Source organism: Sphingobium sp. TCM1 (assembly GCF_001650725.1).
Classification (GTDB): domain Bacteria; phylum Pseudomonadota; class Alphaproteobacteria; order Sphingomonadales; family Sphingomonadaceae; genus Sphingobium.
The window spans coordinates 42,856-67,410 of the sequence record NZ_LXVX01000010.1; the positions used below are offsets into that span (position 1 = coordinate 42,856).

Annotated in this window: 23 protein-coding genes; 7 read left to right on the forward strand and 16 right to left on the reverse strand. The window is 64.8% G+C overall.

What is annotated here, in order from left to right; translation table 11 throughout:
- Window positions 1-362 precede the first annotated feature (362 nt).
- Both A7Q26_RS07480 and A7Q26_RS07485 read right to left on the reverse strand, forming a co-directional pair.
- Window positions 363-1,193 carry an aldo/keto reductase gene (locus A7Q26_RS07480; RefSeq protein WP_031297415.1) on the reverse strand — a complete coding sequence of 277 codons (831 nt, stop codon included), beginning with the start codon at window positions 1,191-1,193 and terminating at the stop codon, window positions 363-365.
- Window positions 1,194-1,266: 73 nt separating this feature from the next.
- On the reverse strand, window positions 1,267-1,887 hold the full coding sequence (locus A7Q26_RS07485; RefSeq protein WP_009823891.1) for a TetR/AcrR family transcriptional regulator: 621 nt from the start codon (window positions 1,885-1,887) through the stop codon (window positions 1,267-1,269).
- Between the two features lie 96 nt (window positions 1,888-1,983).
- On the opposite strand from A7Q26_RS07485, the gene A7Q26_RS07490 reads away from it, so the two are divergent.
- The 3 genes from A7Q26_RS07490 to A7Q26_RS26135 all read left to right on the forward strand — a co-directional run bounded on the left by A7Q26_RS07490 (window position 1,984) and on the right by A7Q26_RS26135 (window position 7,236).
- The gene (locus A7Q26_RS07490) at window positions 1,984-2,973 is read left to right on the forward strand and encodes a zinc-dependent alcohol dehydrogenase family protein (RefSeq protein ID WP_066858773.1); all 990 of its coding nucleotides are present in this window, start codon (window positions 1,984-1,986) and stop codon (window positions 2,971-2,973) included.
- Window positions 2,974-3,073: 100 nt separating this feature from the next.
- Complete coding sequence (locus tag A7Q26_RS07495) at window positions 3,074-4,183, forward strand: S-(hydroxymethyl)glutathione dehydrogenase/class III alcohol dehydrogenase (protein ID WP_066858775.1); 1,110 nt, start codon at window positions 3,074-3,076, stop codon at window positions 4,181-4,183.
- A 392-nt stretch (window positions 4,184-4,575) separates the two neighbouring features.
- Window positions 4,576-7,236, forward strand: coding sequence for an excinuclease ABC subunit UvrA (locus A7Q26_RS26135; protein ID WP_269747232.1), 2,661 nt, complete (start codon window positions 4,576-4,578; stop codon window positions 7,234-7,236).
- A gap of 275 nt (window positions 7,237-7,511) precedes the next feature.
- Here the strand turns inward: A7Q26_RS26135 and A7Q26_RS07505 are convergent, their stop codons facing one another.
- From A7Q26_RS07505 to A7Q26_RS07545, 9 genes are all read right to left on the reverse strand, one after another.
- A complete protein-coding gene (locus A7Q26_RS07505) occupies window positions 7,512-8,081 on the reverse strand; it encodes a type 1 glutamine amidotransferase domain-containing protein (RefSeq protein ID WP_066858777.1) in 570 nt (189 codons plus the stop codon).
- A gap of 31 nt (window positions 8,082-8,112) precedes the next feature.
- Window positions 8,113-9,252: a glutathione-independent formaldehyde dehydrogenase gene (locus tag A7Q26_RS07510; RefSeq protein ID WP_021225594.1), complete on the reverse strand. Its 1,140-nt coding sequence runs from the start codon at window positions 9,250-9,252 to the stop codon at window positions 8,113-8,115.
- Window positions 9,253-9,572: 320 nt separating this feature from the next.
- A complete protein-coding gene (locus tag A7Q26_RS07515; RefSeq protein WP_021225595.1) occupies window positions 9,573-9,992 on the reverse strand; it encodes a GlcG/HbpS family heme-binding protein in 420 nt (139 codons plus the stop codon).
- A gap of 107 nt (window positions 9,993-10,099) precedes the next feature.
- Window positions 10,100-10,393, reverse strand: coding sequence for a putative quinol monooxygenase (locus A7Q26_RS07520; RefSeq protein WP_009823882.1), 294 nt, complete (start codon window positions 10,391-10,393; stop codon window positions 10,100-10,102).
- Window positions 10,394-10,504: 111 nt separating this feature from the next.
- The gene (locus A7Q26_RS07525) at window positions 10,505-11,245 is read right to left on the reverse strand and encodes an SDR family oxidoreductase (protein ID WP_021225596.1); all 741 of its coding nucleotides are present in this window, start codon (window positions 11,243-11,245) and stop codon (window positions 10,505-10,507) included.
- 76 nt (window positions 11,246-11,321) lie between these two features.
- Window positions 11,322-12,473 carry an L-dopachrome tautomerase-related protein gene (locus A7Q26_RS07530; RefSeq protein WP_009823880.1) on the reverse strand — a complete coding sequence of 384 codons (1,152 nt, stop codon included), beginning with the start codon at window positions 12,471-12,473 and terminating at the stop codon, window positions 11,322-11,324.
- On the reverse strand, window positions 12,470-13,576 hold the full coding sequence (locus A7Q26_RS07535; RefSeq protein ID WP_152528027.1) for an NADH:flavin oxidoreductase/NADH oxidase: 1,107 nt from the start codon (window positions 13,574-13,576) through the stop codon (window positions 12,470-12,472). The genes A7Q26_RS07530 and A7Q26_RS07535 overlap by 4 nt, the downstream gene beginning before the upstream one ends.
- Entirely contained in the window at window positions 13,576-14,034 is a 459-nt protein-coding gene (locus tag A7Q26_RS07540; protein ID WP_031297871.1) for a VOC family protein, read from the reverse strand. Before A7Q26_RS07540 ends, A7Q26_RS07535 begins: the two co-directional genes overlap by 1 nt.
- A complete protein-coding gene (locus A7Q26_RS07545; RefSeq protein WP_009823877.1) occupies window positions 14,034-14,729 on the reverse strand; it encodes a type 1 glutamine amidotransferase domain-containing protein in 696 nt (231 codons plus the stop codon). The genes A7Q26_RS07540 and A7Q26_RS07545 overlap by 1 nt, the downstream gene beginning before the upstream one ends.
- Window positions 14,730-14,938: 209 nt before the next feature.
- Between A7Q26_RS07545 and A7Q26_RS07550 the strand changes: the two genes are divergently transcribed.
- Window positions 14,939-15,817 carry a LysR family transcriptional regulator gene (locus A7Q26_RS07550; RefSeq protein ID WP_031297874.1) on the forward strand — a complete coding sequence of 293 codons (879 nt, stop codon included), beginning with the start codon at window positions 14,939-14,941 and terminating at the stop codon, window positions 15,815-15,817.
- Between the two features lie 286 nt (window positions 15,818-16,103).
- Here the strand turns inward: A7Q26_RS07550 and A7Q26_RS07555 are convergent, their stop codons facing one another.
- Genes A7Q26_RS07555 through A7Q26_RS07565 form a run of 3 tightly spaced genes read right to left on the reverse strand, consistent with a single transcriptional unit; the run spans window position 16,104 to window position 21,629 of the window.
- On the reverse strand, window positions 16,104-19,421 hold the full coding sequence (locus tag A7Q26_RS07555) for an error-prone DNA polymerase (protein WP_066858779.1): 3,318 nt from the start codon (window positions 19,419-19,421) through the stop codon (window positions 16,104-16,106).
- Complete coding sequence (locus A7Q26_RS07560; RefSeq protein WP_066858781.1) at window positions 19,418-20,977, reverse strand: DUF6504 family protein; 1,560 nt, start codon at window positions 20,975-20,977, stop codon at window positions 19,418-19,420. Before A7Q26_RS07560 ends, A7Q26_RS07555 begins: the two co-directional genes overlap by 4 nt.
- Window positions 20,898-21,629 carry an ImuA family protein gene (locus A7Q26_RS07565; RefSeq protein ID WP_004212811.1) on the reverse strand — a complete coding sequence of 244 codons (732 nt, stop codon included), beginning with the start codon at window positions 21,627-21,629 and terminating at the stop codon, window positions 20,898-20,900. Before A7Q26_RS07565 ends, A7Q26_RS07560 begins: the two co-directional genes overlap by 80 nt.
- A gap of 192 nt (window positions 21,630-21,821) precedes the next feature.
- Between A7Q26_RS07565 and A7Q26_RS07570 the strand changes: the two genes are divergently transcribed.
- Window positions 21,822-22,247 (forward strand): DUF1810 domain-containing protein, encoded by a 426-nt coding sequence (locus A7Q26_RS07570; RefSeq protein ID WP_037509379.1) that lies wholly within the window; start codon window positions 21,822-21,824, stop codon window positions 22,245-22,247.
- 153 nt (window positions 22,248-22,400) lie between these two features.
- On the opposite strand, the gene A7Q26_RS07575 is transcribed toward A7Q26_RS07570, so the two are convergent.
- The gene (locus A7Q26_RS07575) at window positions 22,401-22,814 is read right to left on the reverse strand and encodes a thermonuclease family protein (RefSeq protein ID WP_004212806.1); all 414 of its coding nucleotides are present in this window, start codon (window positions 22,812-22,814) and stop codon (window positions 22,401-22,403) included.
- Between the two features lie 296 nt (window positions 22,815-23,110).
- On the opposite strand from A7Q26_RS07575, the gene A7Q26_RS25530 reads away from it, so the two are divergent.
- Both A7Q26_RS25530 and A7Q26_RS07580 read left to right on the forward strand, forming a co-directional pair.
- Complete coding sequence (locus A7Q26_RS25530) at window positions 23,111-23,275, forward strand: hypothetical protein (RefSeq protein WP_004212805.1); 165 nt, start codon at window positions 23,111-23,113, stop codon at window positions 23,273-23,275.
- On the forward strand, window positions 23,259-23,843 hold the full coding sequence (locus A7Q26_RS07580; RefSeq protein WP_230588557.1) for a hypothetical protein: 585 nt from the start codon (window positions 23,259-23,261) through the stop codon (window positions 23,841-23,843). Before A7Q26_RS25530 ends, A7Q26_RS07580 begins: the two co-directional genes overlap by 17 nt.
- A gap of 111 nt (window positions 23,844-23,954) precedes the next feature.
- Here the strand turns inward: A7Q26_RS07580 and A7Q26_RS07585 are convergent, their stop codons facing one another.
- Window positions 23,955-24,380: a hypothetical protein gene (locus A7Q26_RS07585; protein WP_230588558.1), complete on the reverse strand. Its 426-nt coding sequence runs from the start codon at window positions 24,378-24,380 to the stop codon at window positions 23,955-23,957.
- Between the last annotated feature and the right edge of the window lie 175 nt (window positions 24,381-24,555).

Sequence of the window (24,555 nt, forward strand, 5' to 3'; positions counted from 1 at the left end):
TAATCGGCTCACCTTCCCGCCAGCGGCGCACGCTGGGATGGCAGCTCGGAAACTCAGGCAGCGCGGTGTCGTGCTGACAGCTAGGCCGCCCGAGCGCCCGATGGACAAGAATGACGCCCTTGGCTGGATGCCCTGCCAGCTCGGATACGCCCCATAGACGGTAAGAACGGTCAGACGGTTATTCGTGGAGGCTAAGAGCAGATTGGGGCCAGGGGCGCGATAGGCCTGGTGCTCGAACCGTCAGTCGCGCAGCACCCGCTCGATAGCGGTGTCGACACTGGTCCGATCACCGCACCGCTGAGCGCCTACCGCCGATCCGGTTTGCGTTCTGTTCCTTCGAGCGATAATATCGTCATCTGACGCTAAAGCATCTCGAGTGGACGGCGGTCGCGGGGCCTGGGAAATTCCGCATCGAGTGTCGCAATGTCGGCGTCGGAGAGCACGATATCTGCGGCCGCGCGGTTCTCCCGCACATGTGCAATCGAACTCGCTTTCGGGATGGCGATAAGGCCATCGTGGCGCAACGTCCAGGCAAGTGCGACCTGCGCAGGGGTTGCGCCAACCTGGGCCGCTACTTTGTCGAGGGCGGGATGGCTTGAGAGGCGTCCCTGCTCGACGGGACTATACGCCATCACTGGCACTTTGTGCTGGGCGAGCCACGGCAACAGGTCCAACTCAGGGCCTCGACGGACGAGATTGTAGAGGATCTGATCGGTCACGCAGCCATCCCCGCCGGCAGCGATAAGCTCGTCCATATCGTCGGTATCGAGATTGCTGACACCCCAATGCCTGATTTTCCCCGCTGATTTGAGCGCCTCCAATGCCTCCACAGTCTCAGCGAGCGGCACCGATCCCCGCCAATGGAGCAGGTAGAGGTCCAGCCGGTCGGTGCCGAGCCGCTTCAGGCTCGCCTCGCATGCATCGGCAAGGCGGGAGCGCGATGCGTTCTGCGGATATGCCTTGCTGACGAGGAACAACTGGTCGCGAACGCTGCCCAGCGCCTCGGATATCAGCGTTTCCGCCGCACCATCGCCGTACATTTCGGCGGTATCGATGAGCGTCATGCCCAGTTCGACACCGGCGCGTAGCGTGGCGATCTCATCGGATCGGCGCTCGGCACGTTCGCCCATCTTCCAGGTGCCTTGACCCAGTGAAGGAACCACTTCCCCGCCGGGCAATGTCACGTGTTTCATGTGCTTTCGTCCTATGAGATGAGTTCGACTGTTCGGTCGGGGGGCAGATTGGCAGATGACCACCATGAAACGATCATATCGCGGCCGGCCATCGATCGAGCGCCATTTTGGCGATGGAGAGCAGTTCGTTGATCGTAGCGCCGTCGCGCGCCTGAACGGACATGCCTTCCATGACCGTATTGATGAATTTGCCTAGCACGGCCGGATCGGTGTTGGCCGCAAGCTCGCCCTGCGCGGCGCCGCGTTGCAGACGCTCGATTAGGAGGGCCTCCGCCGCGATACGCTTGTCGCGCAGCAGGCATTCGATGGCGGCGGACGCCGGCGAAACGGCTGCCGCTGCCGAATACATGAAGCAGCCGGCCGGCGTTCCAGGTTCCGAGAATGATGACGCCGCTCGTTCCAGCAGGCCTTTGACGGCTTCGTAGGTGGACAACGCCGGATCGTTGATGGGTGCATAGAGGTGGACGCTGAACGTCGCGGCGTAACGTTCGATCACCGCCGCAAACAGCCCCGCCTTGTTGTCAAACGCTGCATAGAGACTGGCGGCGGCGACGCCAGTCTCCGCCACCAGATCGGCCATCGATGTCGCCTCGTAGCCGCGCTGCCAGAACAGCCGCACCGCCTTGTCGAGCGCAGCGTCAGTGTCGAACACACGAGGGCGACCTGCGCGGCGACGGGCTTTCGTCTCTGTCATCTCTGATGCACGATATGGAACGATCGATAAATAATATCTTGAAACGGGTGGTCCGCTCCCTTACAGAACGATCATTAAATAATCAAGGAGTCTCCAATGAGCCGCATCGTCCGTATCCATGAATATGGCGACGCCAGCGTCCTCAGGATTGAAGATGTGGCAGTGCCCGGGCCCGCGGCCGATGAAGTGCAGATCGCGGTGAAGGCGATAGGCATAAACCGCGCCGAGGTGATGTTCCGCAACAATGCCTACCTTCAGGAAGCCGAGTTCCCGAGCCGCCTCGGCTACGAGGCTGCCGGCACTGTCGTTACGGTCGGCGCGGACGTGACCGGGTTTGCGGAAGGCGAAGCCGTCAGCGTCATCCCCCCGCTCGATATCGCACGCTGGGGCACCTATGGCGAAGTCGCCAACGTGCCCGCCCGCCTCGTCGTCAAGCATCCGGCGGCGCTGTCGTTCGAGGAAGCGGCGGCCGTGTGGATGCAGTATGTCACCGCCTGGGGTGCACTGGTGGAGCAGGCGAAACTCGGCGAGGGCGATTTCGTCATCGTCACAGCTGCCTCCAGCAGCGTCGGCCTTGCGGCCTTCCAGATTGCGCGGATGGTCGGCGCGACGGTAATCGCGACGACGCGTACCGGCGCCAAGCGCCAGGCCCTGATCGATGCCGGTGCGCATCATGTCGTCGCGACCGGGGAAGAGGACCTGGTAGCGAGGGTGATGGAGATAACCGATGGTCAGGGTGCGCGCGTGGTGCTCGATCCGGTCGGAGGCCCGTCGTTCGAGCCGCTGACCGAGAGCATGGCACGCGGCGGCATCCTGCTCGAATATGGCGCGCTCAGCGGCGAACCGACGCCGTTCCCGTTGTTCTCCGTGCTGGGCAAGAGCCTCACGCTCAAGGGGTATCTCTACAGCGAGATCGTCTCGGACGATGCCGCCCTCGATCGCGCCAAGGCGTTCATCGTGGCGGGTCTGGAATCGGGCGCGCTCAAGCCGCGGATCGCGCGCACTTTCCCGCTCGACGCCATCCAGGACGCTCACCGCTTCCTCGAATCGAACGACCAGATCGGCAAGGTCGTCGTTACGGTCTGACCGGCATACCGGGGGAGTGAGCGATCGCTCCCCCACGAATTTGCGCTGACGCAACGGCCTCGCACCAGCAATCAGTTTAACTCAACGAGGGTATCCCAACATGAAATCTCGCGCCGCTGTAGCCTTCGAGGCGGGCAAGCCACTCGAAATCGTCGAGATCGATGTCGCCCCACCCCGGAAAGGCGAAGTCCTCATACGGGTGACGCACACCGGTGTGTGCCACACCGACGCGTACACTCTGGCGGGGAGTGATCCGGAGGGTGTTTTCCCGGTGGTTCTGGGCCACGAGGGCGCGGGCATCGTTGTCGAGGTCGGTGAAGGCGTCACCAGCGTCGTGCCGGGCGATCACGTGATTCCGCTCTACACCGCCGAATGCGGCAAGTGCGACTTCTGCCTGTCGGGCAAAACCAACCTGTGCGTCGCTGTCCGCGAAACGCAGGGCAAGGGCTTGATGCCCGATGGGACCACCCGCTTTTCGTACAATGGTCAGCCCCTCTATCATTACATGGGCTGTTCAACCTTTAGTGAATATACTGTCGTCGCCGAAGTCTCGCTCGCCAAGATCAATCCCGAGGCAAACCCCGAACATGTCTGCCTGCTCGGCTGCGGCGTCACGACCGGCATCGGCGCAGTCCACAATACCGCCAAGGTCCAGCCCGGCGACTCGGTCGCCGTGTTCGGCCTCGGCGGCATCGGCCTCGCGGCGATTCAGGGTGCGCGCCAGGCGAAGGCGGGTCGCATCATTGCCATCGACACCAATCCGTCCAAGTTCGAGCTGGCACGCCAGTTCGGTGCGACCGAGTGCATCAACCCCAAGGACCATGACAAGCCCATCCAGCAAGTGCTGATCGAGATGACGGGCTGGGGCATCGATCATACCTTCGAGTGCATCGGCAACGTCCAAGTCATGCGCGCCGCGCTTGAATCAGCGCACCGTGGCTGGGGTCAGTCGATCGTGATTGGCGTTGCCGGCGCGGGCGAGGAAATCTCCACCCGCCCATTCCAGCTCGTCACGGGCCGCGTGTGGAAGGGGTCCGCTTTCGGCGGCGTCAAGGGACGGACACAGCTTCCCGGCATGGTCGAGGACGCGATGAGAGGCGATATCGATCTGGCTCCGTTCGTAACCCACACGATGGGCTTGGAGGAGATCAACGAGGCCTTCGAACTGATGCACGAAGGCAAGTCGATCCGCTCGGTCATTCACTACTGACCCGCCGATCCGAATCGGCGCGAGGCGCCCGGATCGACAACTCGCGCGTCATCATGCCCGACCCGGCCATGATGACGCTCGCTCTGGCAAAGTCGCAACGCGTCGCGATGCGGTAACAAGCGTCGAAGTGCGATCGTTACATGCCGATAGCGGCACGGACCAGGGCCGCCTGGCCCAGACGCTTACCAGCGGAGTGCGTGTGGCCTCGTCGCGCGACCCAACGGGAAAAATGGTTTTGTCGTAACCTTTGTCTGATGCTGGAAAAATATTTCAAAGGTGCCGAACATCGGGCCAGCCTGGCCGTTGGATGCATTGGGTCGGAAATGTGTTCATCTGTTGCCCGACCGTGATGAACCCCGGGCCGCACAGGCGGATATGGCAGGAAGACTGAATTGAAGAGCAAGGATATTCACGCGGCGACGCCGGCCACCGATCATGGGCATGCGGGGCCGCCTGCTTGCGTGCAGGTTCGCGGCGCGCGCCAGAATAACCTCAAAAATATTGACGTCGATCTACCGCGTGACGCCTTCGTGGTGTTCACCGGCATATCGGGCTCGGGCAAGTCATCGCTGGCGTTCGGCACCCTTTATGCCGAAGCCCAGCGGCGTTATCTGGAATCGGTTGCGCCCTATGCCCGTCGGCTGATCGACCAGGCTGGGGTTCCGGAAGTCGACGCGATCGACGGTTTGCCGCCCGCGGTCGCGTTGCAGCAGCAGCGCGGCTCGGCCAACGCGCGGTCCTCGGTCGGCAGCGTGACGACGCTCTCCAGCCTGGTGCGGATGCTCTACTCGCGCGTCGGCGAATATCCGCGCCATCAGCCGATGCTCTTTGCGGAGGATTTCTCCCCCAACACGGTCGCGGGGGCCTGCGCGACCTGCCACGGCATCGGCCGCGTATATGACGCGACCGAAGAGACGATGGTTCCTGACGACAGCCTCACCATTCGAGATCGGGCGATCGCCGCCTGGCCGGCTGCCTGGCATGGCCAGAACCTGCGCGATATCCTCGTTTCGCTCGGCTATGACGTCGATACGCCGTGGCGCGACCTGCCGAAAAAGGATCGCGACTGGATCCTCTTCACTGAAGAGACGCCGACGGTGCCGGTCTATGCGGGACTGACGCCCGAACAGACCCGGACGGCGCTCAAGCGCCGCATGGAGCCGAGCTACCAGGGCACCTTCACCGGCGCGCGCCGCTATGTGCTGGAAACCTTTGCCAACACGAAAAGCGCGCTGATGAAGAAGCGCGTCTCGCAATATATCATCGGCCGCGATTGCCCGACCTGCGACGGCAAGCGCCTGAAGCGCGAAGCACTGTCGGTCAAATTCGCCGGCCTCGACATTGCCGAGTTCGGCGACCTGACGGTGCTCAAGCTGAAGGACTTGCTGATCCCCGTCGCGCATGGCGAGTATGGGGCAGTCTCCGCCCCCTCAAAGGGCCATGTTCTGGAAAAAGCGGCCCGCGATGCAGCGGTTGAACAACGGGTTGCGGCGGGCGGCTCTGCGCACAAGAGCGCGCCCGACGTACGCCGCACGCCCAATCTCTCCGACGAGAAGCGGATCGCTGCCCAACGCCTCGCCTGCGAATTGATCGAGCGGCTAGAGCCGCTGATCGATCTTGGCCTTGGCTACATTTCGCTCGACCGCAGCACGCCGACGCTCTCCTCCGGAGAGCTGCAGCGCTTGCGGCTTGCCACGCAATTGTCGTCAGAGCTTTTCGGCGTGGCCTATGTGCTTGACGAGCCTTCGGCAGGGTTGCACCCGGCAGATGGCGAAGCCTTGCTCACCATCCTCGAGCGTCTCAAGGCGGCGGGCAACTCCCTGTTCGTCGTCGAACATGATCTCGACGTGATCCGCCGCGCGGAATGGCTCGTCGATGTCGGGCCTGGAGCCGGGGAAAAGGGCGGTGAAGTCCTCTACAGCGGGCCGATAGAGGGGCTTGCCGACGTCGAGACTTCGATCACCCGCCGCTACCTGTTCGCAGAGCCGCTCCGCAGTGAGCGCACACCGCGCCATCCCAAGGCATGGCTACGCCTGGAAGGGATCAGGCGGAACAATCTCCATGGTCTCGACGTCGAGTTTCCCATCGGCTGCTTCACCGCTGTCACCGGCGTTTCGGGATCGGGCAAATCCAGTCTTGTCAGTCAGGCGCTGCCCGAGCTCGTCACGGAACACCTCGGCGGCTCCCCCGTGGCCGAGGAGGAGGATATCGATCCGCTGCTCGATGTTGCGCAGAACGACACTGAAGGACGCATTGTCGCAGGCATGGAGCATGTTCGCAGGCTGGTGCGGGTCGATCAGAAGCCGATCGGCCGCACGCCGCGCTCGAACCTATCCACCTACAGCGGCATGTTCGACCATGTGCGACGGATCTTCGCTGATACGCCGCTCGCCCGCCGGCGGCACTACAGCCCGGGAAGGTTCTCGTTCAACGTTGCGCAAGGCCGCTGCCCTGTGTGCGAGGGCGAGGGATACGTCATGGTGGAGCTGCTGTTCCTGCCGAGCGTTTTTGCCCCGTGCTCGACCTGTCATGGCTCTCGCTACAACCCGCAAACGCTCGAAGTCGAATGGAACGGGCGCAATATCGCCCAGGTGCTCGAACTGACGGTCGACGATGCGTGCGATTTCTTCGCTGGCGAGGCATCTGTGATGCGCTCACTCGACGTGTTGCGGGAGATCGGTCTTGGCTATCTGCGGCTCGGTCAGCCAGCGACCGAGCTGTCTGGCGGGGAGGCGCAGCGCATCAAGCTGGCGACTGAACTGCAACGCGCTCAACGCGGCAACACGATCTACATCCTCGACGAGCCAACTTCGGGGCTTCACCCCTCCGATGGCGACCGGCTGATGCAACACCTGCAGGGCCTCGTAGACGCTGGCAATACCGTCGTAGTCGTCGAACATGACATGCGCGCCATCACGCAGGCGGACTGGATCATCGACCTGGGACCGGGGGCCGGGGAAGATGGAGGCCGTATCGTTGCCAGCGGCGTCCCTGGCGTTGTTGCGGAAGCGGAAGGCAGTCTCACCGCCCGCTATCTCAAGGCGGCGCTGTAGGTCGTAAATCTGGCCGAACGCACCTTCGATCAGGTGCATCTCGACCACACGTTGGAATGGGTCGAATCTGGAAGCGGGAGCCGGCGATGTGTCACCGCGGTTGACGCGGCTTAGGGTTTGACTGCCCGTCAGGTGCGCCGTGTTCGTATGATACGCAGCGTGGCGGACAGCCAGCAGCGTGGCGGACAGCCAATCGCTGGCCATCCGCCACGCTTGCTTTGTGCGGACCTTCTCCAGGAAGAGGGCCCTCACATGGTTCGTCGAAACGCCCCGTCTTAATTCCCTGCTGCGAGCGCTGCGCCCACACCTTCTGCGATTTCCTCAACGAGTTTGGCGCAGAAGGCGGGCAAATCATTGGGATCGCGGCTGGTAACAAGGCCGTTGTCGACCACGACTTCCTCATTGGTCCATGCACCGCCGGCGTTCTCGATATCGACCTTCAGCGTCGGGTAGGACGTCACGGTGCGACCCTTAAGCACGCCCGCCTCGATCAATGTCCAGGGTGCATGGCATATAGCCGCAACAGGTTTTTTCTGATCGAAGAAAGCCCGGATGAAAGCAATTGCCTCGACGCTGCCGCGCAGCTTGTCGGCACCGACAGTCCCTCCGGGCACAACAAGTCCGTCGAAATCGTCGGCTTTCACCTCGGAAAACGTCTTGTCGATAGTATAGCTGGCGCCCTCGTCAAGATCGCTATTGACTGTGCGAGCCTTGCCCGGTTCAAAACTGATCACGGTCACTTTGCCACCAGCGTCCTCGACAGCTTGCTTGGGCTTCGAGAATTCTGGTTCTTCCGTCCCTCGGGGTGCAATCAGAATGGCAACCGATTTGCCTTCCAAAGTCATAATTTATTTCCTATTCCGTCGAAGACTAAGGTCAGGTGCCCGGCTTGAGCACGACCTTCGTCCAGCCTGCATCGCGCTCGTCGAAATGCTTGTAGGCGTCTGGTGCCTGATCGAGCGGCAGTCGGTGCGAGATGATTTTGGCAGGATTGGCCCGGCCTTGCTCGATAAGCTTCATCAGTCGCCGGTTGTAGTGCTTTACATTGCACTGGCCGGTGCCAATCTTCTGGCCCTTGAACCAGAAGTTGCCGAAGTCGAACGCCATCTTGCCTTCCTTCTGGAGATCGTCGGGCGCGTTCGGGTCTTCCGGAATGAACACGCCGACGACGCCGATTCCGCCGGTGGCCTTCGTGCTTTTGACGAGGCAGTTCATCGTGTAATTGCTGCGCTCCTTGCCGTGGCGATCGCAACACTGATACCCGACCGCCTCGACCCCCCGGTCGGTCCCGAGGCCGCCAGTCGCGTCAAGGATCTGCTGGGCGGGATCGCCCTTGCGCATATCGATCGGAATAGCGCCCATCGCCTCGGCCAGTTTCAGACGGTCATCGTGAGAATCGACGACAAAGATCTGAGAGGCGCCGCGGATTTCGGCCGAGTGCGCGGCCATTAGACCGACCGGACCGGCGCCGTAGATCGCAATGCTTTCGCCAGGCAGGAAACCCGACAGTTCGACGCCATGCCAACCGGTGGGGAAGATGTCGGAGAGCATGACATAGTCATCCTCCTTCTCCTCAGCGTCCTCAGGCAGCTTCAGACAATTGAAGTCCGCATAAGGAACGCGCATCAACTCGGCCTGACCACCTTGCCACGGACCCATCTCGGCAAAGCCATACGCTGCGCCGGCGGTTCCAGGGTTGGTCGTGAGGCAAAAACCCGTCAAACCGCGTTCGCAATTTTCGCAGAAACCGCAACCGACGTTAAACGGCATGCACACGCGATCGCCCTTCTTGATACGATCTACGGCAGCGCCAACTTCGATGACCTCGCCAAGGTTTTCGTGACCGAAGACCCGGCCCTTTTCGAAGCTGGTACGGCCCTCATACATGTGAAGGTCCGACCCGCAGATATTGGTCGTGGTCAGCCGGATGATAACATCGGTCTGCTTTTCAATCTTGGGATCATCGATGGTACTGACAGAAACATCTTTGGGCCCGTTGTACACGACAGCTTTCACGGATCCTTTCCTTTCGCAGCTCTTCTCAACGCGTCATCAAATCGAGACCTTGCTGATGATCCGGTCCATCGCAGCGGCGGAGGACATCGCACCCTTCCAAGTGATCTCAGTTTCCTGAACCTTGTGCTACCTGAGAGGTTCCTTCCCGTGGGCTATCCTGGGATCGATTCACGGCGGTTTTCTGAATAACTGGGCCAGAATGGCCGAATAACGCTCTAAACGGAGGCGACCCGCGCCGCGCGGGAGGCGCGCCCGCCGCCGTCGACTGAACCGCCTTCGACTAAGCGGGCACCGCCGCGCCCAGCTCCGCGCTCCAAGGCTCAGCCGCGCGCGAACGCCTGCGCCGCTGCCTCGGCCACGCTCTCGTCCTCCTTGCCGGTGCCGCCCGACACGCCCACCGCGCCGATCACCGTCTCGCCCTCCTTGATCGGCACGCCCCCGGCGAAGATCATCACCTTGCCGTCGTTTGAGGCATGGATGCCGTAGAAGTCGGCGCCCGGCTGGGCGAGCTTCGCCAGCGCCTTGGTCTCGACGTCGAACGCGCGCGCCGCCCACGCCTTGCCGATCGCGATGTCGACGCTGCCGCGCCACGAATCGTCCATCCGCGCGAACGCTAGGAGGCAGCCGCCCGCGTCCACCACCGCGATGTTCATCGGGTTGCCTGTCCGCTCGGCCTCCGCGATCCCCAAATCGATGATCGTCCGCGCGTCGTTCAGGTCGAGCGTCTGGGTGGTGCGCATGGAGTATCTCCGTGGCCGGTTCGGGGAAAGCCGCTCAACGCACGCCGCCGCGCCCGGGCCCCCCACGCGGGCGATGAGAGCGACGCGCTAGGGTGCCGACCGCTCGGCTATTTCGCGGCCAGCAGGGTGAACTTGTGAATCTGCGGCGGTTCAGAAAACAGTTCTTCTGCCTTGTCCATCAGTGCGGCGGCAACCTTGCCGTCAAGATGGGCCTGCCGATCCTCCTCCGTGTCGAACGTATCGAAGATCGCGTACGCACCGGGACCTTCCTCGATCGCATACCAGGTCAGAGTGCCCGGCTCAGCTTGAACGAGCGGCAATGCCGAGGTCAGGAAATCGGCGACATCGCGCTCTTTTCCGGGCTTGGCCTTCAGTGGTACATACAGGGCAAGTTTGGGCATAAATCACTCCTCAAGTTGAACGCTCAGCTATTCTTCGGCAAAGTAACGGACGAGCGGGCCGGTACGTTCCCCACGAGGCGGAGCACACGCGGCCCCGCCTCCTCGTCGAAATCAGAACTCCTGTGCAGTCGGCCTGATGACGATCGCGTTGACATCGACGTCATCAGGTTGTTCGACAGCGAACGCGATAGCACGCGCCACCGATGCCGCCGGGATGGCCTGCTTGTAGAAGTCCAGCACCGTCTCGGCGGCCGCGCCAGAGGTCGTGAACTTCAAATCGCTTTCGACAGCTCCAGGCTCGATTGACGTGACCCGGACCTTTTCCCCCACCTCGTGGCGCAAGCCCTCGCTGATCGCGCTGACGGCGAACTTGGTGCCGGAATAGACCGTGCCGCCCGGTGCGAAGACCTTGATGCCCGCAACCGAGCTTAAGTTGATGATGTGACCGCTGCCCTGCTCGAGAAAACCGGGAAGGGCCGCCGCGATGCCGTAGAGCGTACCCTTCAGATTGACGTCGATCATCTGGTCCCACTCGTCGGTGTTGACCTCGGCCATCGGACGGATCGGCATCAGCCCGGCGTTGTTGATCAGCACGTCGAGGCGGCCGAAGTCGGCAATGATTGCGGCGACGACGGACTGGACCGCCGACTTGTCGGTGACGTCGAGCGCATAGGCGCGTGCCGTTCCGCCCGTTGCGGCAATGTCCGCGACGACCTCGTCGAGCCTGTCCTTGCGCCGCGCGGCGATGGCCACTTTGGCGCCGCGGTCAGCGAGAAGACGCGCAGTTTCCGCGCCGATGCCGCTGCTGCCGCCGGTAATGAGAATTACCTTGCCTTCGATACCCTTGGTCATGATTGTGTTCCTTCAAGTCAGTTGTTGATTTTTCGCCGGATCGCGGTCCCGCGCGAGCCCGCCCGGCCTGATGGGTTCACCGCGAGCGCAACAGGACGGGAGCGGCGCCGACCTTGATGCGGAGCAGCTCGTAGGGCTTGCGGCGCAGGTCCCGCCCGCCGTGGAAGCCGGGCTGGCGGTGGAGCTGGTTGGCGGTGAAGTAGAGGTAGCCGTCGGTGCCGATCGATAGCGTGTCGGGCCAGCTGATGCGCGGGTCGCTGACCACCGTCGTCCAGCGGCCCTGGTCGAGCACGCGGATCGCGTTGTTCTCGTAATCGCCGGCGAACACGCGGTCCTTGTCGTCCTCGGCTATCCCGTCCGAGGCGCCTTTGCGCCCCAGGCTGCGGACCGCGCGGCCTAACGCCTCCTCGGACACCGCGGGATCGCGCAGCATCGCCGTGGGCACCGCGTGCAGCGTGCGGCCCGACAGTGGCCCGTAATACAGCAGGCTGCCGTCGGCGCTGAGCGCAATCGCGTCGCTTGCGATCGTGACCGGCGTCGCGGGGCCGTCGGCCGGGCGGTTCATGAGCACCGCGCCGTCGACGACCGGGGTGAAGCCGGGCTCGGGGTTGGTCGTCGCATGGTTCGACAGGCGCCGGATCGCACGCCCGCTGGCGATATCGACGACGATGATGCCGCCGACGCCGTCGTTGCTGCTGTCGGTGATGTAGGCGACGCCCTCGGCGCCCTGACGCAGATCGAAGCGCACATCGTTGAGGTAGGTCGTGGGCAGCACCACGCTGGGCGGCAGGACGATCGTCTTCACCACCCGGTTGGTCGCAAGATCGATCGCCACCAGCTTTGCACCGCCGGCCCGTGGTTGAGAGAATTTGGGCGCCGCCGTGTCGAGCACCCACAGGCGATCGGCGCCGTCTGCCACCACGCTCTGCACCGAGATGAAATGCCCCGCCGGGTCGGCCGGATCGGGCCGGTTGGTCGCGGCGTCGGGATAAGGCACCGCCTTGCCGTCGACCAGCTCGGCAACCGTGAACGGCGCGTTGTCGCCCCATTGCGGGAAGTTGACGAAGATGCGCCCGTTGGGGGCGACGGTCACGCCAGTCGGCATCGCGCCATCGAAGGTCGCGACCTGTTCGATCCGGGGCGCGGATGCACCCTCCCGGGTCGTCGCGCAGGCGGCAAGCGAGAGGGCAGCGCCAGCGGCCAGAAGCAGTTTGACGGAGATTTTCATGGCGTCATTTCCTTGAGAATGCGGCCCACTTCGTGAGGCTCGGACCGGAAATATTGCGGGGGCGCCTTGACCGATGCACCAAGCGCGGCGGCGGCGTGCCAGGGCCAACGCGGATCCCACAGCGCAGCGCGGGCAATCGCTATGGCGTCGGCATGCCCGTCTTCTAGGATGCGCTCCGCCTGGTGCGGATCGGTGATCAAGCCGACAGCGATTACAGGCATAGCGACCGCGTCCTTGACCGTGCGGGCCAGCGGTACCTGATAGCCGGGGCCGACCGGGATCTGCTGGCGCGGGTCGAGCCCGCCGCCGGAGACGTGGATCGCCGCGCAACCGCGCCGCTTCAGTTCCTGCGCAAACCTTGCGGTTTCTTCCGCTGTCCAGCCGCCTTCAACCCAGTCAGTCCCGGAAACGCGAACGGTCACCGGGCGGTCGGCCGGAAACGATTCGCGCACGGCATCGAACACTTCCAGCGGGAACCGCATCCGGTTGTCGAGGCTGCCGCCGTATTCGTCGCCGCGCCGGTTGGAGATCGGCGAAAGAAACTCGTGAAGCAGATAGCCATGCGCGGCGTGGATCTGGACGGCTTCGATGCCGAGCCTGCCGGCGCGCCGGGCGGCATCCGCGAACGCCTCCCGGATGCGGGCAAGCCCTGACTTGTCCAGTTCGACAGGGGGATGGTCGTCCGGAGCGAAGGGAATGGCGCTGGGTGCCACGGTCTGCCAGCCATTCTCCGTATCGGGGGGAAGCTGCGCTCCGCCGTGCCACGGCTTGGCGCTGCTCGCCTTGCGGCCGGCATGGGCCAGCTGGATGACGAGCGGCATGTCCGACCACTGACGGACGCTTTCTAGCACGCTTCGCATCGCCGCTTCGGTACGGTCATCGTACAGGCCGACGTCACCGTAGGTGATGCGACCTTCGGGGCTGACAGCGGTCGCCTCTATCGTCAGCGCGCCCGCGCCCGACAGCGCCAACTGGCCGAGATGCATCCGGTGCCAATCGGTCATCGCGCCGTCCTCGGCAGAATACTGGCACATCGGCGCGATAACGATGCGGTTGGCAAGCCGCAGCCCCGCGACCTCGAGCGGTTCGAACAGGCGCGCCATCACCATGCGCCCGTGTTGGGCATGGAGGCCCAGGGTTCGGCCGGGGCCATGTGTTCGCCTTTTTGGAGCAGTTCGATCGAGATCCCGTCCGGCGAGCGGACGAACGCCATGTATCCGTCGCGCGGGGGGCGATTGATCGTCACGCCGCCCGCTTGCAGCCGCGCGCACGTCTCGTAGATGTCGTCGACCCCGTAGGCGAGATGGCCGAAGTTTCTGCCCCCCGTGTAAGTCTCGGTAGCGCTGCCGTCCTCGGGCGGCCAGTTGTACGTCAGTTCGACCTCGGCATCGCCCTGCTCGCCGTCGCCGCGGAAATCCTCGTCGGCGGCAAGGTAGATCAGCGTGTAACGCCCGGCCTGGTTCTCCATGCGCCGGGTCTCCTTAAGACCCAGCAGCGTGAAGAACCGGATCGCTGCCTCGGGATCGGCGACGCGCAGCATGGTGTGGAGATAGCGCATGATCAGGCGACCTTGTCCTTGAGGGCTTCCATCACGAGCTCTGCGGTGAGGGTAGCGCTGGCGGGGTTCTGGCCGGTCACCAGATTGCCGTCGCGCAGGGCGAAGGGGGCAAAATCGGGGCCGCCCTCGTGCTTGCCGCCGAGTTCCTTGAGACGCGTTTCGAGGAGGAACGGCACCGCCTGATCGAGACCGACCGCGCGTTCCTCGCTGTCCGTGAAGCCCGCGACACGGCGGCCGGCGACGAAGGGCGTGCCATCGGCCTTCTTCGCCGAGACCAGCCCTGCCGGTCCATGGCAGACGGCGGCGACGATCTTGCCTTCGCGGTCGAAGCGTTCGACCAGGCGGGCCAGTTCGTCACTGACGGGGTAATCGAACATGGTGCCGTGGCCGCCCGGCAGGAACAGCGCGTCGTAGCCGGCGGGATCGATGCTTGTGAATACAAGGGTGCTGGCAACCTCGCCCTTCAGGGCCTCGTCCTTCAGATAGCGCTCGACCGAAGCGTCGTTCTCGCCGTCGGCGTTGACGCTACGCTGGTCGACGGGGATGGCGCCACCCTTGATCGAGGCCAGCGTAACCTCGGCGCCCGCATCGCGGAACGCGTAGTACGGGGTGGTAAGTTCCTCGAGCCAGACGCCCGTCGGTTCGGTGCCGGGAGTCATGCGGTCGGCGGAGGTGGCCACCATGAGAATGCGGGTCATCGTCAGTTGTCCTTTTCTAGTGATGTCGGAAACACGAGCAAACGCACCCGCCGGCGCCGCGCCCGCCACCAGGACAGCGGTGAGGGCTTGGAGCAATTGGCGGCGATTTTGCTTCGATCGTTCCTTTCGGCGGCTTAGATACGCAGGGAACGGCATCATGAAATCCAGCGGGAATGGCGGACGGCCATAAATCCGGTTATGGAACCGGAATGTCCCTCCTGCAGTTGCGCACCTTCGTCGAAGTCTACCGCCGTCGTTCACTGAGCGAGGCGGCCCGGGCAATCGGCATCACCCAACCGGCTGCGTCGCAGCACATCGCATCGCTCGAGGCGCAATTGGGCCGTCCCTTGTTCGATCGTCATTCGCGGGGTGTTCGACCAACAGCGATTGCCGACGATCTCGCGGCTTCGATCGGAAGCAGCCTCGACACGGCGGAATCGGCACTGGCCAGCGCGCGGGCCCGATCGTCGCGCATCTCGGGCACGGTCCACATCGCCGCGCCGTCGGACCTACTGGGAGAGATGATCGCGCCCCGACTGGCGCCGCTGCTGGATGCGGGGCTAGACCTGCGCCTGCATATCGGCGGGCGCGAGGCGCTCTATGCCTTGCTGCTCGAAGACAAGGTGCACCTAGCCGTCACCGCCTCGCAGCCCGAAGATCCGCGGTTGGCCTTTCATCCGCTGGGCGAAGAGCACCTGCGCGCCGTAGCCTCGCCCGCCGTTGCCATGCGGATTGCCGAATTGCCGCTTGCCGACGGGCTCAACCGGACGGCCCACCTCGCGTACGACCTCGACCGACCGCTGCTGCGTACCTGGCTCCATGCAAACCAGATCGAGCTGACGAGCCAGCCCGCGTTGACCGCGCCCGATCTGAGGGTGCTACGGTCGGGATTGTGCGCGGGTCTCGGCTGGACGGTGATGCCTGGCTATCTCACCCGCAGCGAACGCGCTGCCTGCACGCTGATCGAGATACCTGCCCCGGTCACGGTGCCGCGCAACGCTTACTACCTCGTCTGGGCACGCTCATCGCTGCGACACCCGCGCGTGGCCATGGCTCGGGACGCCCTGATTGCTGCACTCCGAAAATAATGGTGGCCACGCCTGTTGGGCCGTGAGCGCAATGTCGGGTCTGAACCAGTTGAGCGCTGGCGAAACGAATGGCGGCTTTCGGGATCGTCGGCTACAAGGCCGAACGTCCGAATTTAGGGCGCATTGCTGCCAGACGGTTTCACGGCGACCGAGCGGCAGGTTTTGGCAGAAGCTGTCGTTGAAAGCGCGACCGGCGAACGACGCATCTTGGTCGGCAACCGACGCCGCGTGAGCGGCAATTATCCTCGAAACCCGGCTTTTTTGCCGGACGTTCGGCTACCGGCCATCAGCGGAAGTCTCGCGGCTTGATCTTGATGCCCTCGGTTGGCTGGCCCGGGATGATACCCGATCCTAACCGCAGATCGGGGATATAGATGTCGCGAGGGTCTCGACCGAGCGGCCGCTGCTCGCGGTCGCGCGGGTCGGGTGCCATCGGGTTCCTGACGATATCCGCACGGCTCACCCGGTAGATATCGGCGACGTCGGTGCGGCGTCCGACGCTCGCCAGCATGCCCGACAGATCATCGAGCCGCTGCGCAATGACATGGATCACCTCGCCTTCGCGCTGGACCTGACCGCGCACCCCCATCATCGACGCGCCCAGGACAGTGCGGCGGTTCTTCTCGAAGACATTGGTCCATACGACGAGATTGGCGACATCCGTCTCATCCTCGAGCGTGATGAACATCACGCCCTTGGCGCTGCCGGGCTTCTGGCGGACCAGCACCAGCCCGGCCAGTTCGATCCAGCGCCCGTCGCGCGTGGTGCGCAACTGCTCGCAGGTGATCATCCGGCGCGCCTTGAGCTCGTCGCGCAGGAACGCAACCGGATGCGCGCGCAGCGACAGACCTGAGGCGCGATAATCCTCGACCACCTCCGCGCCTTCACCCATCTCGGCCAGGATGACGCTGGGCTCAATCGCTTCCTCGCGCAGCTTGCCGGCCCGCTCGTCCGCTGCTGCGAACAGCGGCAGCGCCGCGTTCCCGAGGCCCTTCACCGCCCAGAGGCCCGATCGCCGGTCGGCGCCGAGCGATCCGAACCCGTCGGCATCGCCAATCCGGTCCAGCGCGCCGCGCCCGACACCGGCACGGTGCTGGATTTCCTCGATGCTGGTATAGGGCCTGCCGCCCCGCGCGGTGATGATCGCCGCTGCATCCGCATTGGCCAGATCGCGCGCCATGCGCAGGCCGAGCCGCACCGCCTTGTAGCGACCGCGGCCCTCTTCAAGCGTGCAATCCCAGCGACTGGCATTGACGTCGATCGGGCGGATCTCGACGCCATGCTCGCGCGCGTCGCGCACGATCTGCGCCGGGGCATAGAAACCCATCGGCTGCGCATTGAGGAGGCTCGCGCAGAAGGCGTCGGGATGATGGCATTTCATCCAGGACGAGGCATAGGCGATCAGCGCGAAGCTGGCGGCATGGCTTTCGGGAAAGCCATAGGAGCCGAAGCCTTCAATTTGCTTAAAAGTTTTCTCGGCGAACTCCTGATCATAGCCCCGGCTGACCATGCCGCTGATGAGCTTGTCGCGGAAATGGCTGACGCCGCCTGTCAATTTGAACGTCGCCATCGCACGGCGCAGCAGGTCCGCCTCGCTGGCCGTAAAGCCCGCGCATTCGATCGCCACGCGCATGGCCTGTTCCTGAAAGAGCGGCACGCCGAGCGTCTTTTCCAGCACGCGGCGCAATTCCTCGGTCGGATAGGTCACCTCCTCCTCGCCGTTGCGACGGCGGCGATAGGGATGGACCATGTCGCCCTGGATCGGGCCGGGCCGCACGATCGCGACCTGGATGACGAGATCGTAGAAGGTTTTGGGCGCCATCAGCGGGATCGAGGCCATCTGCGCGCGGGACTCGATCTGGAAGACGCCCAATGTGTCGGCCCTGCGGATCATCGCATAGGTCGCGGGATCCTCGGCCGGGATGGTCGCGAGGTCGTGCCGCAGCCCCTTGTCGTTCTCGAGAAACTCGAACGCGCGGCGCATGCAGCTCAACATGCCGAGCGCAAGCACATCGACCTTCATGAAGCCGAGAAGATCGATATCGTCTTTATCCCATTCTATCACCTGGCGATCGTCCATCGCCGCCGGTTCGATCGGCACCAGTTCGTCGAGCCGGTCACGGGTCAGCACGAAGCCACCGGGATGCTGGGACAGATGACGCGGGGTGTCGATCAGTTGGCGGGCGAGGTCGAGCGTCAGCGCGAGGCGGGTGTCGCTCAAATCGAGGTTGAGCTCCTGCGCGTGCTTCTCCTCCACCCCCTCGCGGCTATAGCCCCAGATCGCCCCGGCCAGACCCGCCGTCACATCCTCCGACAGGCCGAGCGCCTTGCCGACTTCGCGCACCGCGCCGCGCGCCCGGAAGCGGGTCACGACGGCGGTGAGCGCCGATCGCGTTCGGCCATAGGTCTCGTAGATCCACTGGATCACCTCCTCGCGCCGCTCATGTTCGAAATCGACGTCGATATCGGGCGGCTCGCGCCGCTCGGCCGACACGAAGCGTTCGAACAGCAATTCCGAGCGCACCGGATCGATCGAGGTGATGCCGAGGACATAACAGACCGCGCTGTTCGCCGCTGACCCGCGCCCCTGGCACAGGATCTCGCGCCGCCGGGCCTCGGCCACGATCGCATGGACGGTCAGGAAATAGGGGGCGTAATCGAGTTGCCCGATGAGCTGGAGCTCATGTTCGAGCTGCCGGCGCACCTTGTTGTCGACGCCTTGCGGATAGCGCATCGGCGCCTTCTCCCAGGTCAGCCGTTCCAGTTCTTCCTGCGGGGTGCGGCCGGGCACCTGGATCTCGTCGGGATATTGATATTTGAGCTCGTCGAGACTGAATGCGCAGCGCCTAGCGAATTCCACGCTGCGCGCGACCGGGCTGCTATCCTTGAGATAGCGCCGGAACAGCCGCGTCATCTCCGCGCCGGTCTTGAGATAACGGTCGGCGAACCGCTCGCGCGTGCGGCCCAGCGTGTCGATCGTGCATTTCTCGCGGATGCAGGTGACGACATCCTGCAGCTGGCGGCGTTCGGGCACATGATAGAGGACGTCGTTGGTCGCGATCGTCGGCACGCCTGCGGCGGCGGCGATCCGCGACAGGTCGCGCAGCCGGATTGCGTCCTTTGGCCGCCGCCGGACCGACAGCGCCATATAGGTGCGCTCGCCAAACAGCCGCTTCGTGCGCGCCAGCGCGGCCTGCGTCGTGGCATCGGCCCGGTCGGGGACGAGCATCGCCAGCAGTCCCTCGTTCCAGTCGGCCACATCCGACCAGTCGAGATGGCAGGCCCCCTTGCCCGCGCGCGTCTTGCCGATGCTGAGCAGTCGGCACAGGCGTCCATAGGCCGCCTTGTCGGTGGGATAGACGAGGAGGGCGGTGCCATCGGTGAGATCGAGCCGGCAGCCGACGATCGCGCGGACGCCGGTCTGCCGCTCCGCGTCCCATGCGCGCACGATCCCGGCGACCGAATGGCGGTCGACGACGCCAAGCGCGGGCATCTCCATCGCCGCTGCCGTCGCGAACAGATCCTCGGGGCTCGATGCCCCGCGCAGGAAACTGAAATGCGTCGTCACCTGCAGTTCGACATAGCCCGGTTTGCCCGCGCTCATGCGAAGGCGCCGTGGATGAACCAGCGCATCGGGCCGGTCGCGGCGCTCTCGCCGTCGCCGGCGCGGAACAGCCAATAGCGGCCGCCACTCACCGTCTCGACCTGATAATAATCGCGCACGCTGAGCGGCTGTCGCCCCTCGATGCCGCCATCGCGCCACCATTCGCCATGCAGCCGCTCCGGACCGTCGCCCTGCGTCACCCGGTATCGCTTGCCGCGCCAGATGAACATGCGCGGTGCATCGTCGGGCAACAGCGCGATCACCTCGATCGGTTCTGGTTTGGCCAGCATACGCGCCGGGCGGGGCAGATCATCGTCCCATCCCATGCCGCGCGCCTCACCCAACGCCGGCGCGCCGGTCGCGGAGCGTTCGGGCATGCCGCTCGGGCAAGGCGCCATCCGGTGCAGGTTTCTGGAGCCGAAGCGGTTGGCGAGCGTATCGACCAGCGCAGCCAGATCGGGCCCGCGCCGGCCCAGCTGTTCGAGGCTTTCGCCCTGTCGCGGCGCGGCCGCCTCCATCAGCGAGACCAGCAGCGTCATCGCCTCGATGCCAAGACCCGGTTCAACCGTTTCGATCTTCGCGCAGAGCAATTTGGCGAGATGCCCCGCATCCCGGCTCGGCGTCGCCGTCCCGATGCGGATGACCTGACAATGGCCATCGACACGGTGGAAATAGCAATCGAGACGCCTGCCTCCGCGTCCTGCGCGGACAAGCTGTTCGACAATGTCGGCGACGAGATCGCCGATCACCTGGGCGAAAGCCTCGGGCGTCGCGATCGGCTCCATGAAACCGCGCCGCGCACGCGGCATCTGTTCCGGAAAGATCGGCTCTATGGGTTCGGCGACCTGTCCGATGGCCTGGTCGAGACGGCGATGCAGGCTGCGGCCAAACCGCTTGGCGAGCGGCGCGCGGGGTGCGCCGAGCAGTTGTTCGACCCGCTCGAAGCCAAGCTTGCGCAGCCCCTCGACGATTTCGGCTTCGAGCCGCAGCGCCGGGATCGGGAGCAGCTCCATCGCCCTGCGATGTTGCCCCGGTTCGATGACGACGGGCCTGCCGTCGCGGACATGCCGTGCGACCGCGTGCGCGCAGCCCGCCGTGTCGGCGACCGCGATATGCACCGCGACGCCGAAGGCCGCGATGCGGCGATGCAGATCCTTGAGCAGGGCGGTTTCGCTGCCGAAGAGCGAGGCGCAGCCGGTGATGTCGATCCACAGCCCGTCCGGGGCGTCGGGCGCCACGATCGGCGAATAGCGCTGCCCGGCCCACAGGGCGAGGCGCCGCAGGCCGTCCATGTCAGCGTCGGGCAGCGCGTCGATGACCTCCAGTTCGGGCGCAAGCATCCGCGCCTTGGTGACGGTCATGCCGGGCATAACGCCGAGCGCGCGTGCGGCAGCATCCACCGCCGCGACGATCCGGCGGCCATGGTCAGGAATTGCGGTGACGAGCGGTCCGTCGGGCGTGGTGCTGCAACGCCCTTCAGGCGGCGATTTGGCTGTCGCCCGCCGCAGCCGGTCGGTCGACCAGTGCGGCAGGTAGACCGATACGACCCGTCGCATCGCAGCCCTCCACAATCCATGCGTGCGGATTACCGCCGCGTACGCGCTCCAGCGCCAGCTGCCATCGCGGACGGCCAAGGCTCGGGATGCCGAGATCCTCGCTCGGGCTCGCGGTCACCCGCCAGCGCGTGATCGCCGCCGTGCCCTCGGCCGCTTGCGCGACTTTCGACGCGCGCCGGAAGATGAAAGCCGGCACGCCCGACGCTTCGGCTGCGAGCTGCAGCCGCTTGGAGGCGGTGGTGCTGTATTTGCCGATCTCGCCCACGACGCCGCCGATCCCGGCATGGCGCAGGCATTCCTCCATCGCGAGCAGCACATTAGTGTCGCTGCCCGCCTCGACATAGATCACCCGGTCAGGATGCAGTCCCGCGAGGTGGAGCGCGGGGGCAAACAGGTCGCGCCATCGCAGGCACCACAGCACCGGCCCCTCCATCCGCGCGAGAATGCCGGCCAGGAACACCGTCGCGCTTGCATCGTCGGCAAGGTCTGGGCTGCCCGCGACCTCATGGAGCGCGCCGCCGGCAATACCGCCGCCCGGCAGGCGCGCGTCGATCGCCTCGATCCCGAACGGCGTGGTTGCGTGGCATACGCCTTTGCCCTCGATCTGCGCAATATGCGCTCGCAGCTGATCAAGGACGGTGGCTTCACGCATGGCATTCAAAAGACTCGGGGTTTGATATGTTCTCTTTTTGTTCATACTGCTGCGATCGAGAGTCAAGCACCGGGTCCGTTCCGACTTGTTGACAGGAGGGCCCAAGTTGCGGGGGAGCGGGCATTTCATCTTTGAGAAAAAATTTTGCGGCCGGGCGGCGCGCGCCTGCGCGCAGGCTATGACGGCATCATCATGACCGCCTCTTTCGACCTTGACCGATTCGTCGCCGCACAGGCGCAGATCTATAACACGGCCCTTGGCGAGATCCGCCGCGGCGCCAAGCGCAGTCACTGGATGTGGTTCATCTTTCCGCAGATCGCCGGTCTCGGGTCGAGCGAGATGGCGCGGCGCTACGCGATCGCATCACTCGACGAGGCGCGCGCCTATCTTGCGCACCCGGTGCTGGGTGCCCGGCTGCGCGATTGCGTGGCGGCGCTGCAGGACCTCACCGGCACCAGTGCCGAGGCGGTGTTCGGTGGCATCGATGCGCTGAAGCTGCGCTCGTCCCTCACCCTGTTCGTCGAAGCCGGGGGCGGGGGGCTGTTCACGGCCGCGCTCGATCGCTGGTTTGGCGGCGAGGCCGATGCAGCGACGCTGGCGCGCCTGGCCCCGCGCTGAGGCGAGGAACCGCTCGCGCGTCGATCGGTTCTAAAAGACGAGGCCGCTTGTTTCCCCCCGCTCATGCGGCCCCTGATACGGACCCGCCGGTTCCCCCGTTCCGGCGGGTCCATTTCTTCCTCTTTCTGGACCTGAGCATAGGCGCCGTGACGCCTATCGCGCGCGGCACCAGTCGGGCTTGGGCTGGCGGCGCAGCCAGGGCCGTGCTGCGCCGATGCTGATCAGCCTTGCGGCCAGATCGCGCCCGTCGAGCGTGACGCGCGCGACAGTGCGATTATAGCTGCGCCCGATCCGCTCGAAGCGGATCGTCTTGCCATCGAGCAGGGCTTTCGCCTGGCGGGTCGCCGCCTTGCCGCGCGCGAGCTCGGCAGCGCATTTGGCCTGGCCGGCGCGGCTCTCGGGCGCATCGATATCGGCGATCCGAATCCGCTCGCCACTCATCAGGCGAAAGGTGTCGCCGTCGGTCACAGAGCGGATTTTGCCGGTCGCGGCGGGGAGCGCTGCCGCGCTCGACAGGGAGCAAACGAACAACAGGGCTGCGAGGGCGTGTCGGTAGGAAAGGGTCATCGGCCCCGCTCTAGCCGTCCTGACCATCACGAACAAAGGGGCAACCGGCGCGGCGTGCATCCTGGGCGACGGGGTCGGTGGCGGGACGTCTCATGCCGGCCGACGGGATCACCCCGCTCTTTGAGGCGCAATCCTTGGTCGCTCCCGCGGACCTATTCGATCAACCCGTAAAGGGTCCGTACGCTCACGCTACGGCCTTTTGCCGTGCCGCCAAAAGGTGATCGCGGCCACGGGAGCGACGCTTCGGGCGCCAGTCGAGCGGGGATGAACCCGCCGGCACCACAAGGAGCCTCGATATGTTCACCGATCTTGGGACCGCCCGCAAAAGCGCACTCACTCTCTCGAAGACCCTGATGGCCGCCACGATGGTCATCGCAATCGGAACGCAGTTCGCCGTCATCACCGCCGACGACTTCGATGGCGACGTCGCCGTGCTCAACGAATATGATCCCTTCGCCTGACAATCAGGCGGGGGCTGCCGCCCCCGCCGCCTTTCGAGATCCGTTGCCATTGGAAGACCTGCCGAGCCAGACCAGCGCCCATTATCTGCACTCGACCCTGCGCGAGCGCATTGTCGAGCATGTCTTTGTAGGCGAGGCGCTGCGGCGTCTATGGCAGCGCGGGATTACCGGAGTCGAGGTGCTGCGCTCGGAGTTCGATGCCGGCGGCTATGATCTGGTGATGAGCTACAAGGCGATTACCCGGCATATCCAGTTCAAGACGGTGACCTTGGGCGGGCGGGCGCCGCGCGTGACCGCAAACCTCAAACTCATGGAGAAGCCGAGCGGCTGCATCATCTGGATCGTGGTGTCACCCGACCTCGATCTCCTGTCCTATCTCTGGTTCGGCAATGCGCCCGATGTGCCGTTGCCCGATATTCGCGGCTTTCCGGTCGCACGCCATGCCAAGGGAACGGCGCAGGGCAAGAAGAACGAAAGACCGATGCACCGGGTGATCGCCAAGGGACAATTCGAGAAGGTCGCGACGCTCGATCTGATCCTGACCAGATTGTTCGGTCCGCTGGATTGAGGGAGGTCGGGGCACCGGCTGCGCCGGACCGGGCTCTAGGCTGACGCCCCGAGCCCCGTGCCGGGTCTCGGCCCTGCCGGGTAACGATCCCTTGCTGGAAAGGCGATTGCTCTAGCGGGCGGTCGGCCCAAGCAGCGTCTCGGCCGTGACCGGCGCGACGCCATTGGCGAGGCCCTCGGCGAGGCCGGGATCGCCCAGCAATGTTCGCCATGGACCGCCATAGCCGGGCGAGGCCAGATAGAAGGCCGCACCGTCACAGGCGACCATGCGGCAGCGCTCCTGTACGTCGATGAGCGAACCGCTGCTGCCATGGCGCGCGACCATGTCGTCCAGGTCGACACGCATCAGCGCCCCGCACCGCCGGCATTGGCTGCGCACCAGGACTTTGTGCCGCTGCATCGCGCCGATGCTGCGCAGCGCGACAGGCCAGAGGATGTGAAGAGCAGCGGTCATCGGGCAATGATAGTCCGCGTCACCGTCCGGTCCAGCATTCTGATGCCCGTCCAGCGAAATCACCTGTTCCTGTGTGCCGCCCAAAGCTCGGGTGTCATCACCATGTCCGGGTCTCGCCGAGGCGCTGTCCCGCGCAAGCCCGTGGCCGGGCTTCTCCACTGCCGTTGCGACCCTACGGGTGCGCGAGCCTGCTGTGCCCCGGCGCGCCGGCCCGTGTTGAAAGACCCCGATCGGCGGGGTTTCGAACGCACAGGACAGA

Coding starts and splice junctions, on each gene's coding strand:
- A7Q26_RS07480 (WP_031297415.1), bottom strand. CDS start 1,193: ATGAAACACGTGACATTGCCCGGCGGGGAAGTGGTTCCTTCACTGGGT.
- A7Q26_RS07485 (WP_009823891.1), bottom strand. CDS start 1,887: ATGACAGAGACGAAAGCCCGTCGCCGCGCAGGTCGCCCTCGTGTGTTC.
- A7Q26_RS07490 (WP_066858773.1), top strand. CDS start 1,984: ATGAGCCGCATCGTCCGTATCCATGAATATGGCGACGCCAGCGTCCTC.
- A7Q26_RS07495 (WP_066858775.1), top strand. CDS start 3,074: ATGAAATCTCGCGCCGCTGTAGCCTTCGAGGCGGGCAAGCCACTCGAA.
- A7Q26_RS07505 (WP_066858777.1), bottom strand. CDS start 8,081: ATGACTTTGGAAGGCAAATCGGTTGCCATTCTGATTGCACCCCGAGGG.
- A7Q26_RS07515 (WP_021225595.1), bottom strand. CDS start 9,992: ATGCGCACCACCCAGACGCTCGACCTGAACGACGCGCGGACGATCATC.
- A7Q26_RS07520 (WP_009823882.1), bottom strand. CDS start 10,393: ATGCCCAAACTTGCCCTGTATGTACCACTGAAGGCCAAGCCCGGAAAA.
- A7Q26_RS07525 (WP_021225596.1), bottom strand. CDS start 11,245: ATGACCAAGGGTATCGAAGGCAAGGTAATTCTCATTACCGGCGGCAGC.
- A7Q26_RS07530 (WP_009823880.1), bottom strand. CDS start 12,473: ATGAAAATCTCCGTCAAACTGCTTCTGGCCGCTGGCGCTGCCCTCTCG.
- A7Q26_RS07535 (WP_152528027.1), bottom strand. CDS start 13,576: ATGGCGCGCCTGTTCGAACCGCTCGAGGTCGCGGGGCTGCGGCTTGCC.
- A7Q26_RS07545 (WP_009823877.1), bottom strand. CDS start 14,729: ATGACCCGCATTCTCATGGTGGCCACCTCCGCCGACCGCATGACTCCC.
- A7Q26_RS07550 (WP_031297874.1), top strand. CDS start 14,939: ATGTCCCTCCTGCAGTTGCGCACCTTCGTCGAAGTCTACCGCCGTCGT.
- A7Q26_RS07555 (WP_066858779.1), bottom strand. CDS start 19,421: ATGAGCGCGGGCAAACCGGGCTATGTCGAACTGCAGGTGACGACGCAT.
- A7Q26_RS07560 (WP_066858781.1), bottom strand. CDS start 20,977: ATGCGACGGGTCGTATCGGTCTACCTGCCGCACTGGTCGACCGACCGG.
- A7Q26_RS07565 (WP_004212811.1), bottom strand. CDS start 21,629: ATGCGTGAAGCCACCGTCCTTGATCAGCTGCGAGCGCATATTGCGCAG.
- A7Q26_RS07570 (WP_037509379.1), top strand. CDS start 21,822: ATGACCGCCTCTTTCGACCTTGACCGATTCGTCGCCGCACAGGCGCAG.
- A7Q26_RS07575 (WP_004212806.1), bottom strand. CDS start 22,814: ATGACCCTTTCCTACCGACACGCCCTCGCAGCCCTGTTGTTCGTTTGC.
- A7Q26_RS25530 (WP_004212805.1), top strand. CDS start 23,111: ATGTTCACCGATCTTGGGACCGCCCGCAAAAGCGCACTCACTCTCTCG.
- A7Q26_RS07580 (WP_230588557.1), top strand. CDS start 23,259: ATGATCCCTTCGCCTGACAATCAGGCGGGGGCTGCCGCCCCCGCCGCC.